19 protein-coding genes and 1 tRNA gene are annotated in these 17,801 nt (G+C 52.2%); 8 read left to right on the forward strand and 12 right to left on the reverse strand.

Annotation, left to right across the window (positions count from 1 at the left end; genetic code table 11):
• Positions 1-390: hypothetical protein (locus HP566_RS07135; RefSeq protein WP_249976573.1), on the forward strand; the 390-nt coding region annotated here is incomplete at its 5' end.
• 49 nt (positions 391-439) lie between these two features.
• On the opposite strand, the gene HP566_RS07140 is transcribed toward HP566_RS07135, so the two are convergent.
• Positions 440-694, reverse strand: coding sequence for a hypothetical protein (locus HP566_RS07140; RefSeq protein WP_249976574.1), 255 nt, complete (start codon positions 692-694; stop codon positions 440-442).
• Between the two features lie 13 nt (positions 695-707).
• Here HP566_RS07140 and HP566_RS21565 point away from each other — a divergent pair, with 13 nt between their 5' ends.
• Both HP566_RS21565 and HP566_RS07145 read left to right on the forward strand, forming a co-directional pair.
• A complete protein-coding gene (locus HP566_RS21565; protein WP_284041354.1) occupies positions 708-842 on the forward strand; it encodes a hypothetical protein in 135 nt (44 codons plus the stop codon).
• A 195-nt stretch (positions 843-1,037) separates the two neighbouring features.
• Positions 1,038-1,355 carry a hypothetical protein gene (locus HP566_RS07145; RefSeq protein ID WP_249976575.1) on the forward strand — a complete coding sequence of 106 codons (318 nt, stop codon included), beginning with the start codon at positions 1,038-1,040 and terminating at the stop codon, positions 1,353-1,355.
• A 723-nt stretch (positions 1,356-2,078) separates the two neighbouring features.
• Here HP566_RS07145 and groL read toward each other — a convergent pair.
• The 3 genes from groL to HP566_RS07160 all read right to left on the reverse strand — a co-directional run bounded on the left by groL (position 2,079) and on the right by HP566_RS07160 (position 4,787).
• Positions 2,079-3,722, reverse strand: coding sequence for a chaperonin GroEL (gene groL / locus HP566_RS07150; RefSeq protein WP_249976576.1), 1,644 nt, complete (start codon positions 3,720-3,722; stop codon positions 2,079-2,081).
• A gap of 55 nt (positions 3,723-3,777) precedes the next feature.
• Complete coding sequence (locus HP566_RS07155; RefSeq protein WP_249976577.1) at positions 3,778-4,071, reverse strand: co-chaperone GroES; 294 nt, start codon at positions 4,069-4,071, stop codon at positions 3,778-3,780.
• Between the two features lie 230 nt (positions 4,072-4,301).
• Complete coding sequence (locus HP566_RS07160) at positions 4,302-4,787, reverse strand: FxsA family protein (protein WP_249976637.1); 486 nt, start codon at positions 4,785-4,787, stop codon at positions 4,302-4,304.
• Positions 4,788-5,035: 248 nt separating this feature from the next.
• On the opposite strand from HP566_RS07160, the gene HP566_RS07165 reads away from it, so the two are divergent.
• Positions 5,036-5,797, forward strand: coding sequence for an SDR family oxidoreductase (locus HP566_RS07165; protein ID WP_249976578.1), 762 nt, complete (start codon positions 5,036-5,038; stop codon positions 5,795-5,797).
• 72 nt (positions 5,798-5,869) lie between these two features.
• Here the strand turns inward: HP566_RS07165 and HP566_RS07170 are convergent, their stop codons facing one another.
• Together HP566_RS07170 and HP566_RS07175 are read right to left on the reverse strand one after the other, a co-directional pair.
• Positions 5,870-6,862, reverse strand: a complete 993-nt coding sequence (locus tag HP566_RS07170) for a hypothetical protein (RefSeq protein ID WP_249976579.1) — start codon at positions 6,860-6,862, stop codon at positions 5,870-5,872.
• A gap of 413 nt (positions 6,863-7,275) precedes the next feature.
• Positions 7,276-7,360 (reverse strand) — tRNA-Leu (locus HP566_RS07175).
• Positions 7,361-7,570: 210 nt separating this feature from the next.
• Between HP566_RS07175 and HP566_RS07180 the strand changes: the two genes are divergently transcribed.
• On the forward strand, positions 7,571-8,170 hold the full coding sequence (locus HP566_RS07180) for a ComF family protein (RefSeq protein ID WP_249976580.1): 600 nt from the start codon (positions 7,571-7,573) through the stop codon (positions 8,168-8,170).
• Between the two features lie 29 nt (positions 8,171-8,199).
• Entirely contained in the window at positions 8,200-9,174 is a 975-nt protein-coding gene (locus HP566_RS07185) for a serine/threonine protein kinase (RefSeq protein WP_249976581.1), read from the forward strand.
• A gap of 53 nt (positions 9,175-9,227) precedes the next feature.
• Here HP566_RS07185 and HP566_RS07190 read toward each other — a convergent pair whose 3' ends face one another.
• On the reverse strand, positions 9,228-9,812 hold the full coding sequence (locus HP566_RS07190) for a hypothetical protein (RefSeq protein ID WP_249976582.1): 585 nt from the start codon (positions 9,810-9,812) through the stop codon (positions 9,228-9,230).
• A gap of 311 nt (positions 9,813-10,123) precedes the next feature.
• Between HP566_RS07190 and folE the strand changes: the two genes are divergently transcribed.
• Both folE and HP566_RS07200 read left to right on the forward strand, forming a co-directional pair.
• Positions 10,124-10,675, forward strand: coding sequence for a GTP cyclohydrolase I FolE (gene folE / locus HP566_RS07195; RefSeq protein ID WP_249976583.1), 552 nt, complete (start codon positions 10,124-10,126; stop codon positions 10,673-10,675).
• A gap of 120 nt (positions 10,676-10,795) precedes the next feature.
• Entirely contained in the window at positions 10,796-12,253 is a 1,458-nt protein-coding gene (locus tag HP566_RS07200; protein WP_249976584.1) for an NAD-dependent succinate-semialdehyde dehydrogenase, read from the forward strand.
• Positions 12,254-12,323: 70 nt separating this feature from the next.
• Here HP566_RS07200 and purH read toward each other — a convergent pair whose 3' ends face one another.
• From purH to accC, 5 genes are all read right to left on the reverse strand, one after another.
• Positions 12,324-13,904 carry a bifunctional phosphoribosylaminoimidazolecarboxamide formyltransferase/IMP cyclohydrolase gene (gene purH / locus HP566_RS07205; protein WP_249976585.1) on the reverse strand — a complete coding sequence of 527 codons (1,581 nt, stop codon included), beginning with the start codon at positions 13,902-13,904 and terminating at the stop codon, positions 12,324-12,326.
• A gap of 49 nt (positions 13,905-13,953) precedes the next feature.
• Complete coding sequence (fis, locus tag HP566_RS07210) at positions 13,954-14,277, reverse strand: DNA-binding transcriptional regulator Fis (RefSeq protein ID WP_249976586.1); 324 nt, start codon at positions 14,275-14,277, stop codon at positions 13,954-13,956.
• Positions 14,274-15,314: a tRNA dihydrouridine synthase DusB gene (gene dusB / locus HP566_RS07215; RefSeq protein ID WP_249976587.1), complete on the reverse strand. Its 1,041-nt coding sequence runs from the start codon at positions 15,312-15,314 to the stop codon at positions 14,274-14,276. Before dusB ends, fis begins: the two co-directional genes overlap by 4 nt.
• A gap of 98 nt (positions 15,315-15,412) precedes the next feature.
• Positions 15,413-16,324 (reverse strand): 50S ribosomal protein L11 methyltransferase, encoded by a 912-nt coding sequence (gene prmA / locus HP566_RS07220; protein ID WP_249976588.1) that lies wholly within the window; start codon positions 16,322-16,324, stop codon positions 15,413-15,415.
• A gap of 111 nt (positions 16,325-16,435) precedes the next feature.
• Positions 16,436-17,776 (reverse strand): acetyl-CoA carboxylase biotin carboxylase subunit, encoded by a 1,341-nt coding sequence (accC, locus tag HP566_RS07225; RefSeq protein WP_249976589.1) that lies wholly within the window; start codon positions 17,774-17,776, stop codon positions 16,436-16,438.
• Positions 17,777-17,801 lie beyond the last annotated feature (25 nt).

The following is a 17,801-nucleotide window of genomic DNA, read 5'->3' on the forward strand; positions in this document are numbered from 1 at the left end:
GTAACAACTTCTTCAGGACGGCTGATTTACGCTCTGCAGAATAACGTGGCACAAGGACTCCATGTCGCTCCCTCTGGATTAGATTTAGGCGATATCGCCAACCGGACAACTAGGCTGACAGAGGGGGGACTGGCGGGATTCTGGTTTTTTTGGAATAGTGTCTCTATCGGAGAGTGGGTATATAATCTCTTTGGAGGGGAGCTGCGTGGGTATGGTTCTGATCAACAGCGCTGGCATAGAGTTTGGGCTATAGGGTTTATCGGAGCCTACGCTTTTGGCACAGTTCAAGGACTTATCATTATGTGGCACTATAGAAAAAATCCTAAAGCAATCAAAATGCTAGAAGAGCGTATCAAACAGAAAGAGCAACGAAAACAAGATAAGCAATGATATGGCTTTTGGCAGTCATCCTATTTCTCGACTCTCCGCAGGCAGGACATCACCGCTCGCGCAGCCGGAGGTTAATGCGCAAAGCGTGCGCCAGGTCATCGGCGCCATGGCCGAAGCCAATCCCGATCTCGCTTGGCTGCAAGCGATGGAGGCGCGTGGCGATATCAACTGGCGGCAGGTGGGAGCCATCCACGACAGTTGGAGCTATTCGCAATCCCCTCGGGCCGGGCGCCGCGCTCGCGGTCAGCATCGTCTCGGCCGCCTGGGCCGGCCCCGCCGCCGCCGGTCTGGTCAATAATGCCATGGGTGCCGCTATCGTGCAGACGTTGCCTCAGGTCTACTTGCAGGTACGCGAAGGCGACCTCACCGTCGGCGGTACCCTGATCGCCGGCATTGTTGCCGGGGCCAGCGAGGCCCCGTTCATGAACGTCACTACCTGCAACGCCTTATAGCTATGCTGGGAGGTGGTGAGTAGGCGTTGTTACTTGTTAGTTACATCGTCCCAGCGCGATTGCCAGTGGCGTTATTGAGATCACTTCCGCTGATAGGCTTGATATGGATGTGCATGAAATAATATCTCCCATTCTTGACTGGATAAGCTCCGAGCATGGTTCTGGAAGGCATCGTAGCTATGGGATGGATGTACGTTGTCGCTGCCGTTGTGGCCTTCATCTGGAGCTATCAAGGCGAGAGATTATGCTGCCAAGAGAAGGAAGGTAAAGGAGAGGGCCGATGCCTCGCTTGTCCACGAGTCGCTGTCTGCCTCCATGGTGATCCAGGGCGGTAGTGGGACTGCCAAATATATGGCGAAACTGGAGCGGGAGGGTGGTCAAATTTGGCTTACCCTCATGCGAACGCTTGATGGCCTGGAACAAGAAGCGACGAGGGAAAGCTTCGCCTCCGTCGATGAAGTCGAGAAATACCTGGATGAAAATACTAATTTTCGCCTCCCGGACTTTAGATGAATCCCGCCGCATCCATCGTAGTGGATGAAATCGAAACACCATGCATGAGCATCTCCAATGGGGGCTCGATACCGGAGCGGTGTCCCAGGAAGATGGGGTCGTGAACACAGGAGATATCGAATCTTCATGCTGGCTGTATACGGCAATTCTTGACTCTGTCGGTAGATGGGAAAGCATTTGTGGACATTGGCAGATATTTTAGGGAAGGGCAATGATGAGTGACGGTGAGCGCAGGCCTGCCTAGCTGAATTGGCGAAACAAGTATCGCGGGTTAGTTGTTGTAGTGATTGCTTTTTTATCTCTTTTTAAATGCTATAACAGGTTTGGGGGGAGAGTGGGAGTATTTTATGAATCGCTGCTTGAGCACTATTTTTTGGATATGATATAGCTGCTTATCTCTATGATAAGTATATGAATTTTGGTGGAGAAGGAGCCGACATGCAAGATGGAAATACAGCAAGGAGTATAGCTTTCGTCTTTGCTGTTGCGGGATATTTGGCTATGTTCCTTTTTAATGGCTATCCAGGGCGGCAGAATTAAACAGTTTTGGCGGCAATTTCAGAAAGAGGTATTTACCCTAAGGTAATACCCGGCATTCGAGCTGAATCAGCCCAAACACCGGGTTCATTAAAAGTGTTTCTTGCGCGGTTGTGGCCATTAACCTTAGGTTAGTGGCCACTTGGTATGAAGGCCGCGCAAGCTACCTGTACGACTCTCGTCGCACTACATCATGCCGCCCATACCACCCATTCCGCCCATACCACCCATGTCGGGGGCAGCTTCTTTCTCTTCCGGGTCGTCAGCGATCATGCACTCAGTGGTGATCATCAGGCCGGCAACGGAACCAGCAGACTGCAGGGCAGTGCGGGTTACTTTTGCCGGGTCCAGAACGCCCATTTCGAACAGGTCGCCATATTCACTGGTTTGCGCATTGTAACCGAAGTTACCTTCGCCATCTTTCACGCGGTTGATAACTACGGCAGCTTCTTCGCCAGCGTTGGTAACGATCTGACGCAGTGGTGACTGCATAGCACGCAGCGCCATGTTGATACCGTGGTTCTGGTCTTCGTTATCGCCGGTCAGGCCCTGAACTTTGGCCATAACACGTACCAGTGCGGTGCCGCCACCAGGTACAACACCTTCTTCTACCGCAGCGCGGGTTGAGTGCAGAGCATCTTCAACGCGGGCTTTCTTCTCTTTCATTTCCACTTCGGTGGCGGCGCCAACGCGGATAACCGCAACACCGCCTGCCAGCTTGGCAACGCGCTCTTGCAGCTTCTCTTTGTCGTAATCAGAAGAGGTGTCTTCGATTTGCGCACGGATCTGGTTAACGCGAGCTTCGATATCGCCTTCTGCACCTGCGCCATCAATGATGGTGGTGTTCTCTTTAGACATGGTCATGCGCTTGGCAGTACCCAGGTGATCCAGGTTTGCTTGCTCAAGCGTCAGGCCTACTTCTTCAGAGATAACGGTGCCGTTGGTCAGGATAGCGATATCCTGCAGCATGGCTTTACGACGGTCGCCGAAGCCGGGTGCTTTAGCCGCCGCTACTTTCACGATACCGCGCATGTTGTTGACGACCAGCGTTGCCAGAGCTTCGCCTTCGATATCTTCAGCGATAATGGCCAGCGGCTTGCCTTGTTTGGCAACCGCTTCCAGCACTGGGAGCAGTTCCCGAATGTTGGAGATTTTTTTGTCGACGAGCAGGATGTAGGGATCTTCCAGCTCAACGGCCATGGTGTCCTGGTTGGTGACAAAGTAGGGCGAGAGGTAGCCGCGATCAAACTGCATGCCTTCCACTACTTCCAGTTCGTCTTCAAAACCGCGACCTTCATCAACGGTAATAACGCCTTCCTTGCCTACTTTTTCCATCGCTTCAGCGATAATCTCACCGATGCGCTTGTCGCCATTGGCAGAAATGGTACCTACCTGGGCGATAGACTTGGTGTCGGTGCAGGGTACGGACATTGCCCGGATTTCTTTGACTGCCTCTGTTACTGCCTGATCAATACCGCGCTTAAGATCCATCGGGTTCATGCCGGCAGTAACGCCCTTCAGGCCTTCGGCAACAATCGCCTGGGCCAAAACGGTAGCCGTCGTAGTACCGTCACCAGCTGCGTCAGAGGTTTTGGAAGCCACTTCCTTAACCATCTGGGCGCCCATGTTCTCGAACTTATCTTTCAGTTCAATCTCTTTGGCAACAGAAACACCATCTTTGGTCACGGTTGGTGCGCCAAAAGACTTGTCGAGAACCACGTTGCGGCCTTTCGGTCCCAGGGTGACTTTTACCGCATTGGCCAGAACGTCTACGCCGCGCGCCATACGCTTACGGGCATCATCGGAAAACTTAACTTGCTTAGCTGCCATGTTCGTTACTTCCTAAATTGAAATTAAAGGTGAAAGTAAGTAGTCGAGGCGGTGGTTAGCCTTCAACGACCGCCAGGATATCGGCTTCACTCATGATCAAAACTTCTTCGCCGTCGATTTTTTGCTTCTCAACGCCGTAGCCGTCTTTGAAAATCACGGTATCGCCTACTTTAACGTCCAGCGGGCGAACATCGCCGTTGTCGAGAATACGGCCGTTGCCAACCGCCAGGATTTCTCCGCGCGTGGGTTTTTCCTGGGCGTTACCCGGTAGCACGATGCCGCCAGCGGTTTTCTGCTCTTCTTCCACGCGACGGATGATGACGCGATCGTGCAAAGGACGGATATTCATGCTCACGTTCTCCTGAGTATCGTCAAAGCCCAATGGGGCATTAGCTTAAAGGTAACTCTCGTGGACTGCTCGCCCGCGAGAAGTGAAGGCAGGCTGCCTTCATGTTAATGGCGAGAGCCTGTGCTTTCGCCGAATCTGTGTTCTGCCACGAAAATGGGGGCTACCAAACGTCTTTCAAGGGTGCGACAAGAAAAAATTTTCGTTTAACAACTTTCTTTGCCTCTGCATCCTTAGCGTTGCCTTGTGGACTCTTCCCGACTTATGAAATCACCTTCAATAGGGCCTTCCTGATGATGCGTCGAATGCTCATTGCGTTGGCTGTTTTGGTGATGGGACTCTGCCTCTTGATATTGGCGGTTACCTGCTGTTTTGAGCCCAAGCCAAGTCATTGCTTTCAATCCCAATTGACGGGCAGTAGGCAGCAGGCACGCGATACCCAGCGCATCCGACAGGAACCCCGGTGCGAGAAGAAGGGCGCCAGCAAAAATAAGAGCTGCGCCAGTGAAAAGTTCACTGGAAGGTATCTCGCCCATTTGTATGCGCTTGCGCGCGCTGGCAAATGTGGACATGCCTTCCTTTTGAATGAGGTAAAGGCCAGCGAAACCGGTGCCTAAAACAATGAGTAGTGTCATCAATAGGCCGATTTGGCTGCCGATTGAAAAAAGCAGCACAAAATCAAGTAAGGTGAACAGTGATATAAAAAGAAGAATGGGCATGGTGGGCTCCGTAATAGCCTTAATCGCTGAATATGGTGACAGAAATGCGGAAAACAAGCAGCTGATGCCCCCAGCGCTGTAGTGGGCCAGTTTCCAATACTCGCTTTTTAGCGCATACTTTTCTATGCTGCAATGCACAATGTTGTTGGTTGTCAGGTGCTGCAAACGATGATGAGTTTTGCGCGTTAACCTGCTAATGCGGTGCCTGAAAAAAGCCATTGTAATGATGCCTGCCAAAGGAGATGAAGATGCGATTGAATGAAAAGGTTATCGCGATTACTGGAGGGGCGCGTGGTTTGGGGTTTGCCATGGCGCAACGATTAGGTAAGCAGGGAGCGCGTATTGCGCTACTTGATGTGAGTGCTGAGGCACTGGATGAAGCGGTATCGATACTGTCCTCCCAGGAGGTTCAGGCACAGGCGTTTGTTGTCAATGTTGCTGATGAGTCCTCTGTCCAAATGGCGTTTGCTGATATTGCATCGCGTATGGGGCCGGTGTGTGGCTGTGTCAATAATGCCGGCATTACCGATGATGCACTGTTGATTAAAGCCAAAGATGGCCGTGTGGAAAAACGGATGTCGCTGGCATCATGGCAGAAAGTATTGGATGTGAATTTAACGGGTGTCTTCTTGTGTGGACGTGAAGCTGCTACGCAAATGGTTGAGTCAGGGCAGAAAGGCGTTATCGTTAATATTTCCAGTATTTCCCGAGCGGGAAATATGGGGCAAAGCAACTATGCGGCAGCTAAAGCAGGGATACATGCACTAACGGTAACCTGGGGTAAAGAGCTTGCACGCTACGGTATTCGTACGGGCACTGTTGCACCAGGGTTTATCGCCACGGATATGACGGCCTCTATGCGCCCCGATATGCTGGAAAGAATTGCAGCCAGTGTGCCACTTAAGCAGTTGGGTGAGCCTGATGACATTGCTCAAAGTGTTGCATTTATTTTTGAGAATGACTATTTCACTGCACGCATCATTGAATGCGATGGTGGGCTGCGGTTATAAGGTAGACTCATGCATGCATTGGCAGTGATGGCTGCCAATGCGTTTTGCACCCTAACTATGTTATCGCGGCTCTTAAAAGTGGAAATAGTCGCGGTTGATTTCCCGTTGGAAGTACATTTCCACCCGAAGTGTCATTGCCCAGCGAGGGTCATAGCTCACCTCGCGCTGGAAATGTAGTTCAGGGATAACGTCGGCGAATAAAATACCTTTGTGTATATCGCGGCGGTAACGCGTTTGCAGATAGTAATTGGTCATGCGCGGATTGGATGCGCTCTCACCAATGGCGATGGCTGAATAGCGCAAAGCGCTCCGTCTATTGAGGCGCTGATTGAACTCGGCAATTTCACTGTATTCAAGGGTGTCTTCCTCCTCTCGCCATTGAACCGTTGTAATAAACCGTAAGTGACGACTTTCTGACAGTGGGCGGCCAATATCCCACTCGGTTCTGGCGGAGTAGCCCTCATTATTAAACCAGGAAAGCCGATTGAAGGATTCTAACTGCCAGGGGCCGTCACCAATATCCCATAAGCGTTCGCTGGTAAAACGCACATAAGGATCAAGGGGGAGCCGTAAGCGTACCCCTGCTCCAATGCGGTTGCTCCAGTTTTCACGTTTGTCACGGCGTTCCAGCCAGTCCAGGCCAAAGGTCGACGAGCGACGGTCACGTTGATCATTGTAGAGTCGTCCTGAACCCTGGTCGGCCAGGGTACCTTGAGACTCTTCCGGGTCACTTTCAATGACCAATCGAAGGCGCTCCTCGGTGGTTGGCAGGTCGATCCGGTAGCGTAGGCTAATGTCGTCTCCGGTTCCGTCTCCTTCCATCCAGTCAATTTCCTGACCAAGGCGAAGGTAAGACTCATTATTGACGATAGCCGACTGGTCGCCACCAAAAAAGGAGTCGATATTACGCGATGTGTTGTCTACCCAGTTGCCAACGCGAGCACGAAAAGGTTCTACCTGCTCTTCTGCCCACTCGGGCAGATCGCTGTCCTCGTCCTCTGCATGGGCCTGTAACGCCAGGGTGGTGAGTGTGCCTAGGCAGAAGAGGGTGAAAATTCTTTTCATGTCAGCATCTCTGGGCAAAATTTTTTTAATGTTATGGAGTAAGGCTAATGCGCTTTATGACTTTCGATCGCTTGTGCCCATTTCTAAAGCGTGTTTTCGTTCATAACGGCCAGGCGCTCTTTGGGTATATTCGTATAGGGTTTATTATCGATTAGGCGCTGGCGCATAGAGTCGTTATAAAGTCATGGTTGTAAAATATCCAAGCAAACAGGTGTATGTGGCTGCAATGACTAAATGGCCTGCGTGATTGAAGCCTCTCTCAGTGGAAAGCGGTAAAATCCAGCGCCAAATTAGCTCAAAAGAGGATCATAGTCAGTAACTTAGAAAAATTAAGGGGGAGCAATAACAAAAAAATCCGGCTAGCCGTTGGCTACCGAATTACTATAAGGCGCTAAGTTAAAGCTTAAATAAATTGGTGCGGATGGGGAGACTCGAACTCCCACACCTTACGGCACTAGAACCTAAATCTAGCGTGTCTACCAATTCCACCACATCCGCAGAAGACGAGGCGAATTCTAACAACTTCCTTGTTAATGTCAATGCATGGGTTATGTATTTATAGATTAGCAGGTATAGGGGGCGTGCATGCATTTAATGCATTGGATGGGTAAAGCGAGCCACTGGTTCCGCAGGGGGCTGCCCGGCTATTGCGCCTTTTGTCTCGCAGCAGACCAATCGGACAGGGGATGGTGCAATGAGTGTTATCAAATGCTGCCTTGGAACACTGAGGGGTGCTTGCAGTGTAAGGAACCACTAAAAGACCGTCGTTTGCCTTACATTCAACGTATATGTGGCCACTGTTTAACCAATCCTCCTGCCTTTAAAGCGACAACGGCGGAACTGCTGTATCAGGACCCTATCATCGAGCTGATCCACGACTTTAAGTTTAATTTCTCTCCGCGGGCTGGCACGCTGTTGGTTGAGCTCATGCTGGCGAATGCTCCTATAGCCCTGGGGGATGTGTTGTTGCCAGTCCCCATGTTCAGGTCCCGGGCCCGTGCGCGAGGTTTCAATCAGGCGCATTGGTTGGCGAATCAATTGGGTCAGCGGTTGAACTTGCCTGTTATTAATGCCGTGTGCACAAGACGACTGCCGTCCCAGCGCTCCTTGAATCGCCGCCAACGTGAGGAGAATCTATTGGGAGCTTTTCAGGTACAAGGCCCATTGCCTGACCATGTGACGATTGTTGATGACGTAGTGACTACCGGGGCGACAGGGCAGGCGTTGGCAGTGGCTGCATTAAGCGCGGGTGCCAAACAGATTGGTATTTGGGCAGTGGCACGCACACCATTGGATAAGAGTTGTTAGAATGTTGCTTTCATACCAAGGAGCGGCATATGCCACATCCCTTTAGCGCACTGTCACCGGATATGGTGATGTCTGCAGTTGAGTCTGTTGGAGTCTGGCCCGCGGGCGAGCCGTTTGCGCTTAATAGCTACGAAAATCGTGTCTTGATGTTTCGTGATGATGAGGGTGGGCGCTGGGTAGTGAAGTTTTATCGTCCAGCCCGCTGGACAAACGAAGCTATCCAGGAGGAGCATGATTTTTTACAGGAACTAAAAGACGCTCAGGTGCCCGTTGTTGCCCCTTGGCGAAACGATGTAAACAGTTCGTTGCATACTTTTCAGCAATTCCGTTTTGCACTTTTTCCGCAGTACGCTGGGCAGGCACCGGAGCTTGATAACCCCTCGCATCTTTTTGCTTTGGGTGAGGTATTAGGGTGTCTGCATAGTGTTTCATGCAAAAAAGCATTTCAATATCGCGCTCGGTTAAGTTTTGAGGGTGGTATTGCTGATGCAGAAGAGCGGGTTTTATCCAGCCGTTGGCTCAACAAGCATCAGCAGCGTGCGTACCGGCAGGTGGTGCAAAAAATTGTTCGCCAGCCAAGTGGTCATGCCATTGACCAGACAACAATGATCCGGACGCACGGGGATTGCCACTTGGGTAATGTGTTGGGCCGAGATGAGTCTTTTACGCTGGTGGATTTTGACGATTGTATTATGGCACCCGCGATCCAGGACATTTGGATGCTGTTACCCGTGAACGATCCTACCAGCTGGCGGGTACAGCTAAGCGAGATTATTGAGGGGTATGAGGAAGCGCATCCCTTTCCTCACGAACAGGTAGCGCTCATTGAGCCGCTCAGGGCCTATCGCCTGGTTAGGCATACTGCATGGCTGGTGTCGCGGTGGAACGATCCCGCTTTCCCCAGAGCATTTCCTTGGCTGGCAGAAAGCGGTTATTGGGATCAGCATATTCGCCAACTGGAGCAGCAATGCTTGCAGCTGGAAAAGCCGATCTGGCTGGCATAAGCCCTTATTCGTGCTTGTAAACAAGGGCTATGCTCACCGGGGGATGCGTCACTTTAGTCGGTAGAGGTTGATGGGGTGGTGCCTTCACTGGGTTCCGGTCGTTCGGCAGGAATGGGGTTGGCTACCCCTTCGCCATTAGCCTGACGGCGCATAGCGTTAATTTCTGCAGAGGGATTATCTTGAGCAGTAATGCTGATGCTCTCATCCAGTGTTAATACAAAGGCATCACCTGGGGCGAGGGTGCAGGTGCCACCAGAACACGGTAACCCATACTGGCTATCTTCCGCATAGGCGCTGGCTTTGAATGAGCCAGAAAAAATAGTGCTTTCAGCATCATGGGTTTCGATGCATGTGGCGTCCTGAGTCGTAATGCGGATGCGTTCGTTGCTAACCTGGGCATTTGCCACAAGAACACAATATTCTGGTAACTCATGAGTGGCGCTCTCCGTCTGAATGGGGTGTAACAACATATTGTTCAGACGAGGTTGGGCTTCGATAAAATGATGTTCTTCCACGACCTCGACGCCCACGCTGGCACCACTGGGCAGGGTTAGGGTTGAGTCAGCGGCATAAAGAGGGGTTGCCAGCGCAGAGCCGATCAGGGCGGTTAACCAAAAAGGCGTTGATTTGAATGACATAGGGTACTCTCGAAATTGACGCTGCGGTTAAAGCAGAAATTATCAGCCTATAATAGCACAGCTCAAATAGGGGCGAATGGGGGAGCGCGGCACTCTGCCACAGTGCGGTCAGGTGCGTTAAAATGTGTCGCTATACTGTTCCAGTTGTGCAGAAATTATTTGGATTATCTTTTTTTGTACATGGTTGGTATGCAGATGCATGATGCGATTTGTAATCATCTGTCTGTAAATATGAGTTTGTACGCATCTTGGTTCGCTGGCGCGAAACGAATGCTTTAAAGCGGGTACGCACCATTTGGATGAGGCTTAATATGACCGATGATATCGCCCAGCACTATCGCCAAATTATTACCGCGTTAGGAGAAAACCCTGATCGCGAAGGACTGCGTGATACGCCTCAGCGTGCCGCAACAGCCATGCAGTTTTTGAATGCAGGGTATCAACAGTCACTGGAAGAGATTATTAACGGTGCGGTGTTTGAATCTCAGACTGATGAAATGGTGTTGGTCAAGGATATTGAACTCTACTCAATGTGTGAGCATCACTTATTACCGTTTATTGGCAAATGCCATATCGCTTATCTGCCCAGTGGTAGAGTATTAGGGCTTTCCAAGTTCGCACGAATAGTGGATATGTACGCCAGGCGTATGCAAATTCAGGAAAACCTGACCCGTGAAATTGCTGAGGCAGTACAGCAGGTGACCGAGGCAAGAGGAGTGGCGGTGGTAATTGAGGCGCGTCATTTGTGCATGATGATGCGGGGGGTGGAAAAACAAAACTCCAGCATGACGTCATCCGTGATGCTGGGTAGCTTCCGTTCCAACCAAGCCACCCGGCAAGAGTTTTTAACATTGATTCATTGAAGCGGTTTTTGAGTTGTTAGTAGCGGCTTTCATGGCAAACACATTGGTCAAATGTTCTCTTTCGTCTTAGCATGAATGGGCTAATGAGCCCGCGAGGCCATATTTGGTCAGGAGTCTGTCATGGAAGCGCTGAAAGAAACACAGCTGTATTGCCCATTTGCCTATATTGATGGCAGCTGGGTTGCCGCCGACAGCGGTGAACAAATCAACGTCCTGAACCCTGCAACGGGTGAGCCGATTGGTGATATCCCGCGATTGGGCAAGGCTGAAACAGAGCGAGCGATTGATGCTGCGGATGCCGCGTTACCGGCCTGGAGGGCGCTAACTGCCCAGGAGCGTTCGGATCTGCTGCTCAAGTGGCATGACCTGATGCTTGAGCACCAGCATGATTTAGCATTGCTGATGACCTATGAACAGGGAAAACCGGTTAAAGAGGCTGAGGGTGAAATCGCTTATGCGGCAAGTTTTCTGCGTTGGTTTGCAGAGGAGGCCCGGCGTATTTATGGTGAGACGATTCCCGCTGCCAAAGCCAACCAGCGTATTGTGGTCACAAAGCAACCGGTAGGTGTGGTGGGGGCGATCACTCCCTGGAATTTTCCGGCCGCCATGATAACCCGTAAGGTCGGCGCTGCTTTGGCAGCAGGCTGTACTATTGTAGTGAAGCCTGCCAGCCAAACGCCGTTTTCTGCTACCGCGCTGGCCCTGCTGGCGGAGCGGGCGGGTATTCCCCGCGGTGTTTTCAATGTTGTTCCCGGTAGCGCGTCTGAAATAGCCAAGGCGCTTACGCAATCTCCCAAAGTGCGCAAAATTACCTTTACGGGGTCAACCGAAGTTGGTCGTAAGCTCATGTCCCAAGCGGCCGAGCATGTTCAAAAAATATCGCTGGAACTGGGCGGAAATGCGCCATTTATCGTTTTTGAAGATGCAGATTTGGATGCTGCGGTAGAAGGTGCAATGGCGGCTAAGTTCCGTAATGCGGGGCAGACCTGCGTATGCACCAACCGGTTCCTGGTGCACTCCAGTGTGATTAATGCTTTTTGTGAAAAACTGGCGGTTGCCATGAACAGCGAACTGCATGTTGGTGATGGAACTAAGCCTGATATCAATATTGGACCGCTGATTGACGAAAATGCCGTCAAAAAAGTCAGTGAGCATGTCCAGGATGCGGTCGATAATGGGGCTGAACTGTTATTGGGTGGTCACCCGCATCCTCTTGGCGGTAACTTCTTCACGCCGACATTGATCAGCTTCGCAACTGATAAAATGAAAGTTGCCCATGAGGAGACTTTCGGCCCTTTGGCTGCGGTGTTCCCATTCGATGATGAGGAAACAGCCATCGAAATGGCCAATGACACCGAATACGGCCTGGCCTCCTATTTTTACTCACGTGATCTGGCACGTGTATGGCGGGTTGCTGAAGCGCTGGAATATGGGATGGTGGGGATTAATACAGGGTTGATTTCCAATGCCTCGGCGCCTTTTGGAGGGGTCAAGGCGTCTGGTCTTGGCCGGGAGGGCGGTCATCAGGGCTTGGAAGAGTATCTGGAAACCAAGTATCTGTGTATCGATCTGGGCTAGCTAGACTCTGCTGATGTGTAAACAAGCCCCGCCGGTAAAAGCTAGGCGGGGGCTTGTTTGGCTCAAGAGGTTAGTGGCGGAAGTGGCGCATGCCGGTAAAGACCATGGCAATGCCTGCCTCGTTGGCAGCATCAATAACTTCCTGGTCGCGCATGGAGCCGCCGGGCTGAATGACGGCAGTAATTCCTGCGGTTGCAGCGGCATCAATGCCATCACGGAAGGGGAAGAAGGCATCGGAAGCCATTACAGAGCCGGGTACAGACAAGCCTTCGTCTGCGGCTTTGATACCGGCAATTTTGGCAGAATAGACGCGGCTCATCTGGCCTGCGCCTACGCCGATGGTTTGCCCATCCTTGGCGTAAACAATAGCATTGGATTTCACGAATTTCGCAACCCGCCAGGCAAACTCAAGGTCGCTGAGTTCTTGCTCGGACGGAGTGCGTTTGCTAACCACGGTCAGCTCTTCACGCTTGACCATGCCCTGGTCACGCTCTTGCACCAACAGCCCGCCATTGACGCGTTTAAAGTCGAAAGCAGGCTGTTCTTCGCCGGGCCAGCAGGCGCTGACATCCAATAGCCGCACATTCTGTTTTTCCGCCACAATGATGGCTGCTTCATTACTCACCCCGGGCGCAATAATGACCTCAACAAACTGACGATCAATAATTGCCCGCGCGGTATCGGCGTCCAGCGCTACGTTAAAGGCAATAATGCCGCCAAAAGCGCTGGTGGGGTCGGTGGCAAATGCCTTATCGTAGGCTTCCAGAGCGGTGGTGCCAACGGCTACACCGCATGGGTTGGCATGTTTAACAATGACGCAGGCCGTTTCATCGAACGCTTTTACGCATTCAAAAGCAGCATCGGTATCAGCCACATTGTTAAATGAGAGCGGTTTACCTTGTAACGTTGTCGCCGTGGCGACGCTTGGCTCACTCGCAAGTGGGTCCACATAGAATGCTGCTTGTTGGTGTGGGTTCTCCCCGTAGCGCATATCCTGCTTTTTATGTAGTTGCAGGTTGAAGGTGCGTGCAAAGGTGGTGTCGTTGCTATTTACCTTGCGGCCCAGATATTCGGCGATAGCGCCATCGTATCCTGCGGTGTGCTCAAAAGCCTTCACGGCAAGGTCGAAGCGTGTCGCGCGGCTTACCTGGCCTTCATTGGCAGACAGCTCATCCAACACCCGGTCATAGTCGTCTGCATTGACCACGATGGTGGTATAGGCATGGTTCTTGGCGCAGGCACGCACCATGGTTGGCCCGCCGATATCGATGTTCTCAATTGCATCTTCCAGTGTGCAGTCCGGCTTGGCTACCGTTGCCGCAAAGGGATAAAGATTGACCACGACCATATCAATCGGTGAAATATCATTCTCGGCCATCACAGCATCGTCTTGGCCACGGCGGGCTAGAATGCCGCCGTGAATCTTTGGATGAAGGGTTTTTACCCGTCCATCCATGATTTCGGGAAAGCCGGTGTGTTCAGAAACCTCTTTGACCGGAATATGGTTTTCTTGCAGCAACCGGAAGGTGCCGCCTGTGGAAAGCAGCTCCACGCCATGCTGACTTAGGCCATGGGCAAATTCAACAATACCGGTTTTATCAGATACGCTAAGAAGTGCGCGGCGGACGGGAGTTGCAGTGCTATCAGCCATGAGAGTGCTCGTGTGCAGGGTCGAGAATTAAAAACAGTAACGCCCCATGTTAGGGGGCGTCACCTTCAATGAGTCCGTACTGTTTCAGCTTCTTGCGCAGCGTGCCCCGGTTCAGGCCCAGTACATCGGCGGCGCGGGTTTGATTGCCAGCGGTGTGTTCCAGCACGCAGGCAAGCAGGGGCGCCTCCACTTCGGCCATCACCATGGCATACAGGTCAGATGCCTGGCTGCCATCGAGATGCTCGAAGTAACGGCGCATAGCGGTTTCAACCGCTTCTCTAAGGGGTTGAGGTGGTGCGCTGGTAACAGGGCCAGCCAGCGTTTCATTGAGGTGGGGAGAAAGTTCACTGGAAAGCAGATCGCGTTCGGTCATGCAGCATGGCTCCCTTTGGCTAGCAGACGCTCTGCAGCATCGAGCGTCATGGCATTGTTAATCCAATCAAACTGCAATTCGGGGGTACTAAGCGTATTAAATTGCTGTTTCAGTGTGCGGCACTGGCTGGTGGTAAAACGCTGATCATCGCTTAGATACCAACCGACGTGCTTACGCGCAATACGAACGCCCATGGTGACGCCATAAAAATCATGCAGCTCCTGTACATGCTCCGTCAGCACCAGCCGCCGTTCATCCAGGTTTGGAGCGGCAAGGGGAACGCCGTGCCTTAAATAGTGGGTAATTTCCTGGAATATCCACGGATTTCCCTGGGCTCCACGGCCCACCATGACGGCATCGGCCCCGGTGTAGTGCAGCACAAAATCCGCTTTTTCAGCGCTGGTAATATCACCATTGGCGATCACCGGGATAGACAGGTTTGATTTAATTTCAGCAATTGTGTCGTACTCCGCCCAACCAGTATAGCGCTGCTCCCGGTGACGTCCATGCACGGCTAATGCCTGAATGCCTGCCGACTCAGCCAATTTGGCAATGCGTAAGCCGTTATTGGACTCAGCGCACCAGCCCGTGCGGATTTTTAGTGTTACGGGTATATCGACAGCCTTGACCACGGCTTCCAGTATGTCGGCGACCAGTCCTTCATCACGCATTAAAGCGGAGCCAGCCGCCTTATTGCATACTTTTTTGGCGGGGCAGCCCATATTGATATCGATCACCTGTGCCCCCAACTCGGCATTTAACCGTGCAGCGTTCGCCAGCATGTCGGCATCTCCGCCAGCAATCTGTACCACGCGTGGAGAAGGCTCGCCCTGATGGTTCATGCGCAACTGGGACTTGCGGGTATGCCACAGTGATGGATCAGAGGTGACCATTTCACCCACTACCCAGCCAGCACCAAGCCTACGGCATAGCTGGCGGAAGGGGCGGTCTGTGACGCCTGCCATGGGAGCCAGGATCACCTGGTTAGGTAATTGATAAGGCCCAATTTTAAGGGGCTGGTTCATCAGTCTGGTCATGGCGCTGCGCTGTGGATATACATGCAATCAACGAGTAGGTATTTCAAGGGGGCGTATGATACGCCTACTCGGCGGTTGGGTGAAGGCTGTATGTCAGATTAAGACGGGCGCTTGCCCGATAATCGTACCCATCCTTCGCGGATGGCTGGCTCATCCATGGTGATGCCTTGAGCCTGGTAGGCCTCCTGCACATCATTGGCCTGGTTTGCCAAAATGCCTGATAGGGCAATACTCCCGCCCGGCGCTACATGGCTTGCGATCACTGGCGCTAGTTCAACAAGCGGGCCTGCGAGTATATTAGCGGTAACAATGGGGTAGGGGCCACCTACGAGTTGTTCCGGGTAGTAGAGAGACAGTTGTTGATCCGCAATATGGTTACGTTTGGCGTTATCGCGGCTTGCGAGAAGGGCCTGCGGATCAATGTCGGTTGCATCTGCGTGGCGAGCGCCCAGTTTCAGTGCTGCAATCGCCAGTATGCCGGAGCCGCAACCCACATCAAGCACCGTTTTGTCTTGCAGCTGGTTGGTGGTGGCCAGACTGTCCAACCACTCCAGGCACAGGGCAGTGGTGGGGTGAGTGCCGGTACCAAATGCCAGTCCAGGATCAAGAATCAGGTTAACAGCATCGGCTTCGGGCGGTTTATGCCAACTGGGCACGATCCATAATCTCTCCCCCATGCGTAGCGGAGTGAAGTCGTCCATCCACTCTCTTTCCCAATCCCGGTCTGCAAGCAGTTCATATTCAATGGCTGGGCAGGATTCACCAGGCATCTGTTCCGCCCAGGCCGCTTCAATACGGCCAAGCATCTCGTCTATGTTTTCCAGATCGTCGTATAAACCGGTTAGTACCGTATTCTGCCAGAGTGGTGTGGTGCCCCGTTCAGGCTCGAAAACAGGGTTGTCGTGGGCATCTTGCAAGCCGATTGCGGTAGCGCCTTCCTCAAGTAGCAACTCTTCGAGGAGATTGGCTTGTTCGGGGGTAACGTGAGCTTTAAGTTGAAGCCAGGGCATTCGTGCTCTCCACAGCGTGCGTATGACGGTCCATATATTTAGATGCAAATATATAAACAGTAACGGGGTGGCATAGCCACCCCGTTTGATATTGCCTGCATTACTCGGTTGTTAGCTGCCGAGCTTCTTCTCAAGGTAGTGAATATTGACTCCACCCTGACGGAAGTAGCTGTCGCGAACCAAGTCTTTTTGCAGGTCGATATTGGTTTTAATGCCTTCCACCAAAATCTCGTCCAACGCATTGCGCATCCGGGTAAGTGCGATATCGCGATTAGCGCCCCAGGTGATCAGTTTGCCAATCAACGAATCATAGTGGGGAGGAACGGTATAGCCCGTATATAGGTGCGAATCCATACGCACTCCAAGCCCTCCTGGGGCATGGAATAGGGTAACTTTGCCGGGCGATGGCATAAACGTGCGCGCGTCTTCAGCGTTAATACGACACTCAAAGGCGTGGCCGGTGAGTTTGACGTCTTCCTGCCGAATGGAAAGCGGCAGGCCTGAGGCTATGCGCAGTTGCTCCTTCACAATATCGATACCGGTAACCATTTCGGTAACCGGGTGCTCTACCTGAACGCGGGTGTTCATCTCAATAAAGAAGAATTGACCATCTTCGTACAGAAATTCAAAGGTGCCTGCACCGCGATAGTTGATCTCAATACACGCTTGGCGACATGCTTCCAGTACTTTGGCACGTGCTTCGGGGTCGATATCCGGCGCTGGCGCTTCTTCAAGTACTTTTTGGTGTCGGCGCTGTAGGGAGCAGTCACGATCGTATAGGTGGATAGCGTTGCCCCGGCCATCGGCGAGCACCTGGATTTCAACGTGGCGTGGTTTTTCAAGGAATTTTTCCATGTAAACCGTGCCATCACCAAAGGCCGAGTGCGCTTCGGTGCGGGTAACGTTAATTGCAGACAGTAAATGGCCTTCGGTATGCACGACACGCATGCCGCGACCACCGCCGCCAGCGGCAGCTTTAATAATGACGGGATAGCCTATGCGGCGTGCTGTTGCGAGGTTTGCTGCTTCATCGTCGCCAAGCGGACCGTCGGAGCCGGGAACAGTAGGCACTCCAGCTTCTTTCATGGCTTCGATAGCGCTGACTTTGTCGCCCATCAGGCGAATCGTTTCAGCACGAGGGCCGATAAACGTAAAGCCCGAGCGCTCAACCTGTTCTGCAAAATTAGCGTTTTCAGACAGAAAGCCATAGCCGGGATGAATGGCGCTTGAGTCAGTGACTTCGGCGGCACTGATCAGGGCAGGAATGTTCAAATAAGACTGTGCTGATGCTGCGGGGCCAATACATACCGCTTCATCTGCCAGTCGAACGTGCATCAATTCACGGTCAGCTTTGGAGTGTACCGCTACCGTTTTAATCCCTAGCTCTTTACAGGCCCGTAGAATACGTAGGGCAATCTCGCCGCGGTTCGCGATAAGTACCTTGTCCAGCATGGGAGAGTCCACCCGTGTTGATATG

This window comes from Vreelandella olivaria (assembly GCF_023507745.1).
Classification (GTDB): domain Bacteria; phylum Pseudomonadota; class Gammaproteobacteria; order Pseudomonadales; family Halomonadaceae; genus Vreelandella; species Vreelandella olivaria_A.

Coding starts and splice junctions, on each gene's coding strand:
- HP566_RS07140 (WP_249976574.1), bottom strand. CDS start 694: ATGGCATTATTGACCAGACCGGCGGCGGCGGGGCCGGCCCAGGCGGCC.
- groL (WP_249976576.1), bottom strand. CDS start 3,722: ATGGCAGCTAAGCAAGTTAAGTTTTCCGATGATGCCCGTAAGCGTATG.
- HP566_RS07155 (WP_249976577.1), bottom strand. CDS start 4,071: ATGAATATCCGTCCTTTGCACGATCGCGTCATCATCCGTCGCGTGGAA.
- HP566_RS07160 (WP_249976637.1), bottom strand. CDS start 4,787: ATGCCCATTCTTCTTTTTATATCACTGTTCACCTTACTTGATTTTGTG.
- HP566_RS07165 (WP_249976578.1), top strand. CDS start 5,036: ATGCGATTGAATGAAAAGGTTATCGCGATTACTGGAGGGGCGCGTGGT.
- HP566_RS07170 (WP_249976579.1), bottom strand. CDS start 6,862: ATGAAAAGAATTTTCACCCTCTTCTGCCTAGGCACACTCACCACCCTG.
- HP566_RS07180 (WP_249976580.1), top strand. CDS start 7,571: ATGCTGCCTTGGAACACTGAGGGGTGCTTGCAGTGTAAGGAACCACTA.
- HP566_RS07185 (WP_249976581.1), top strand. CDS start 8,200: ATGCCACATCCCTTTAGCGCACTGTCACCGGATATGGTGATGTCTGCA.
- HP566_RS07190 (WP_249976582.1), bottom strand. CDS start 9,812: ATGTCATTCAAATCAACGCCTTTTTGGTTAACCGCCCTGATCGGCTCT.
- folE (WP_249976583.1), top strand. CDS start 10,124: ATGACCGATGATATCGCCCAGCACTATCGCCAAATTATTACCGCGTTA.
- HP566_RS07200 (WP_249976584.1), top strand. CDS start 10,796: ATGGAAGCGCTGAAAGAAACACAGCTGTATTGCCCATTTGCCTATATT.
- purH (WP_249976585.1), bottom strand. CDS start 13,904: ATGGCTGATAGCACTGCAACTCCCGTCCGCCGCGCACTTCTTAGCGTA.
- fis (WP_249976586.1), bottom strand. CDS start 14,277: ATGACCGAACGCGATCTGCTTTCCAGTGAACTTTCTCCCCACCTCAAT.
- dusB (WP_249976587.1), bottom strand. CDS start 15,314: ATGACCAGACTGATGAACCAGCCCCTTAAAATTGGGCCTTATCAATTA.
- prmA (WP_249976588.1), bottom strand. CDS start 16,324: ATGCCCTGGCTTCAACTTAAAGCTCACGTTACCCCCGAACAAGCCAAT.
- accC (WP_249976589.1), bottom strand. CDS start 17,776: ATGCTGGACAAGGTACTTATCGCGAACCGCGGCGAGATTGCCCTACGT.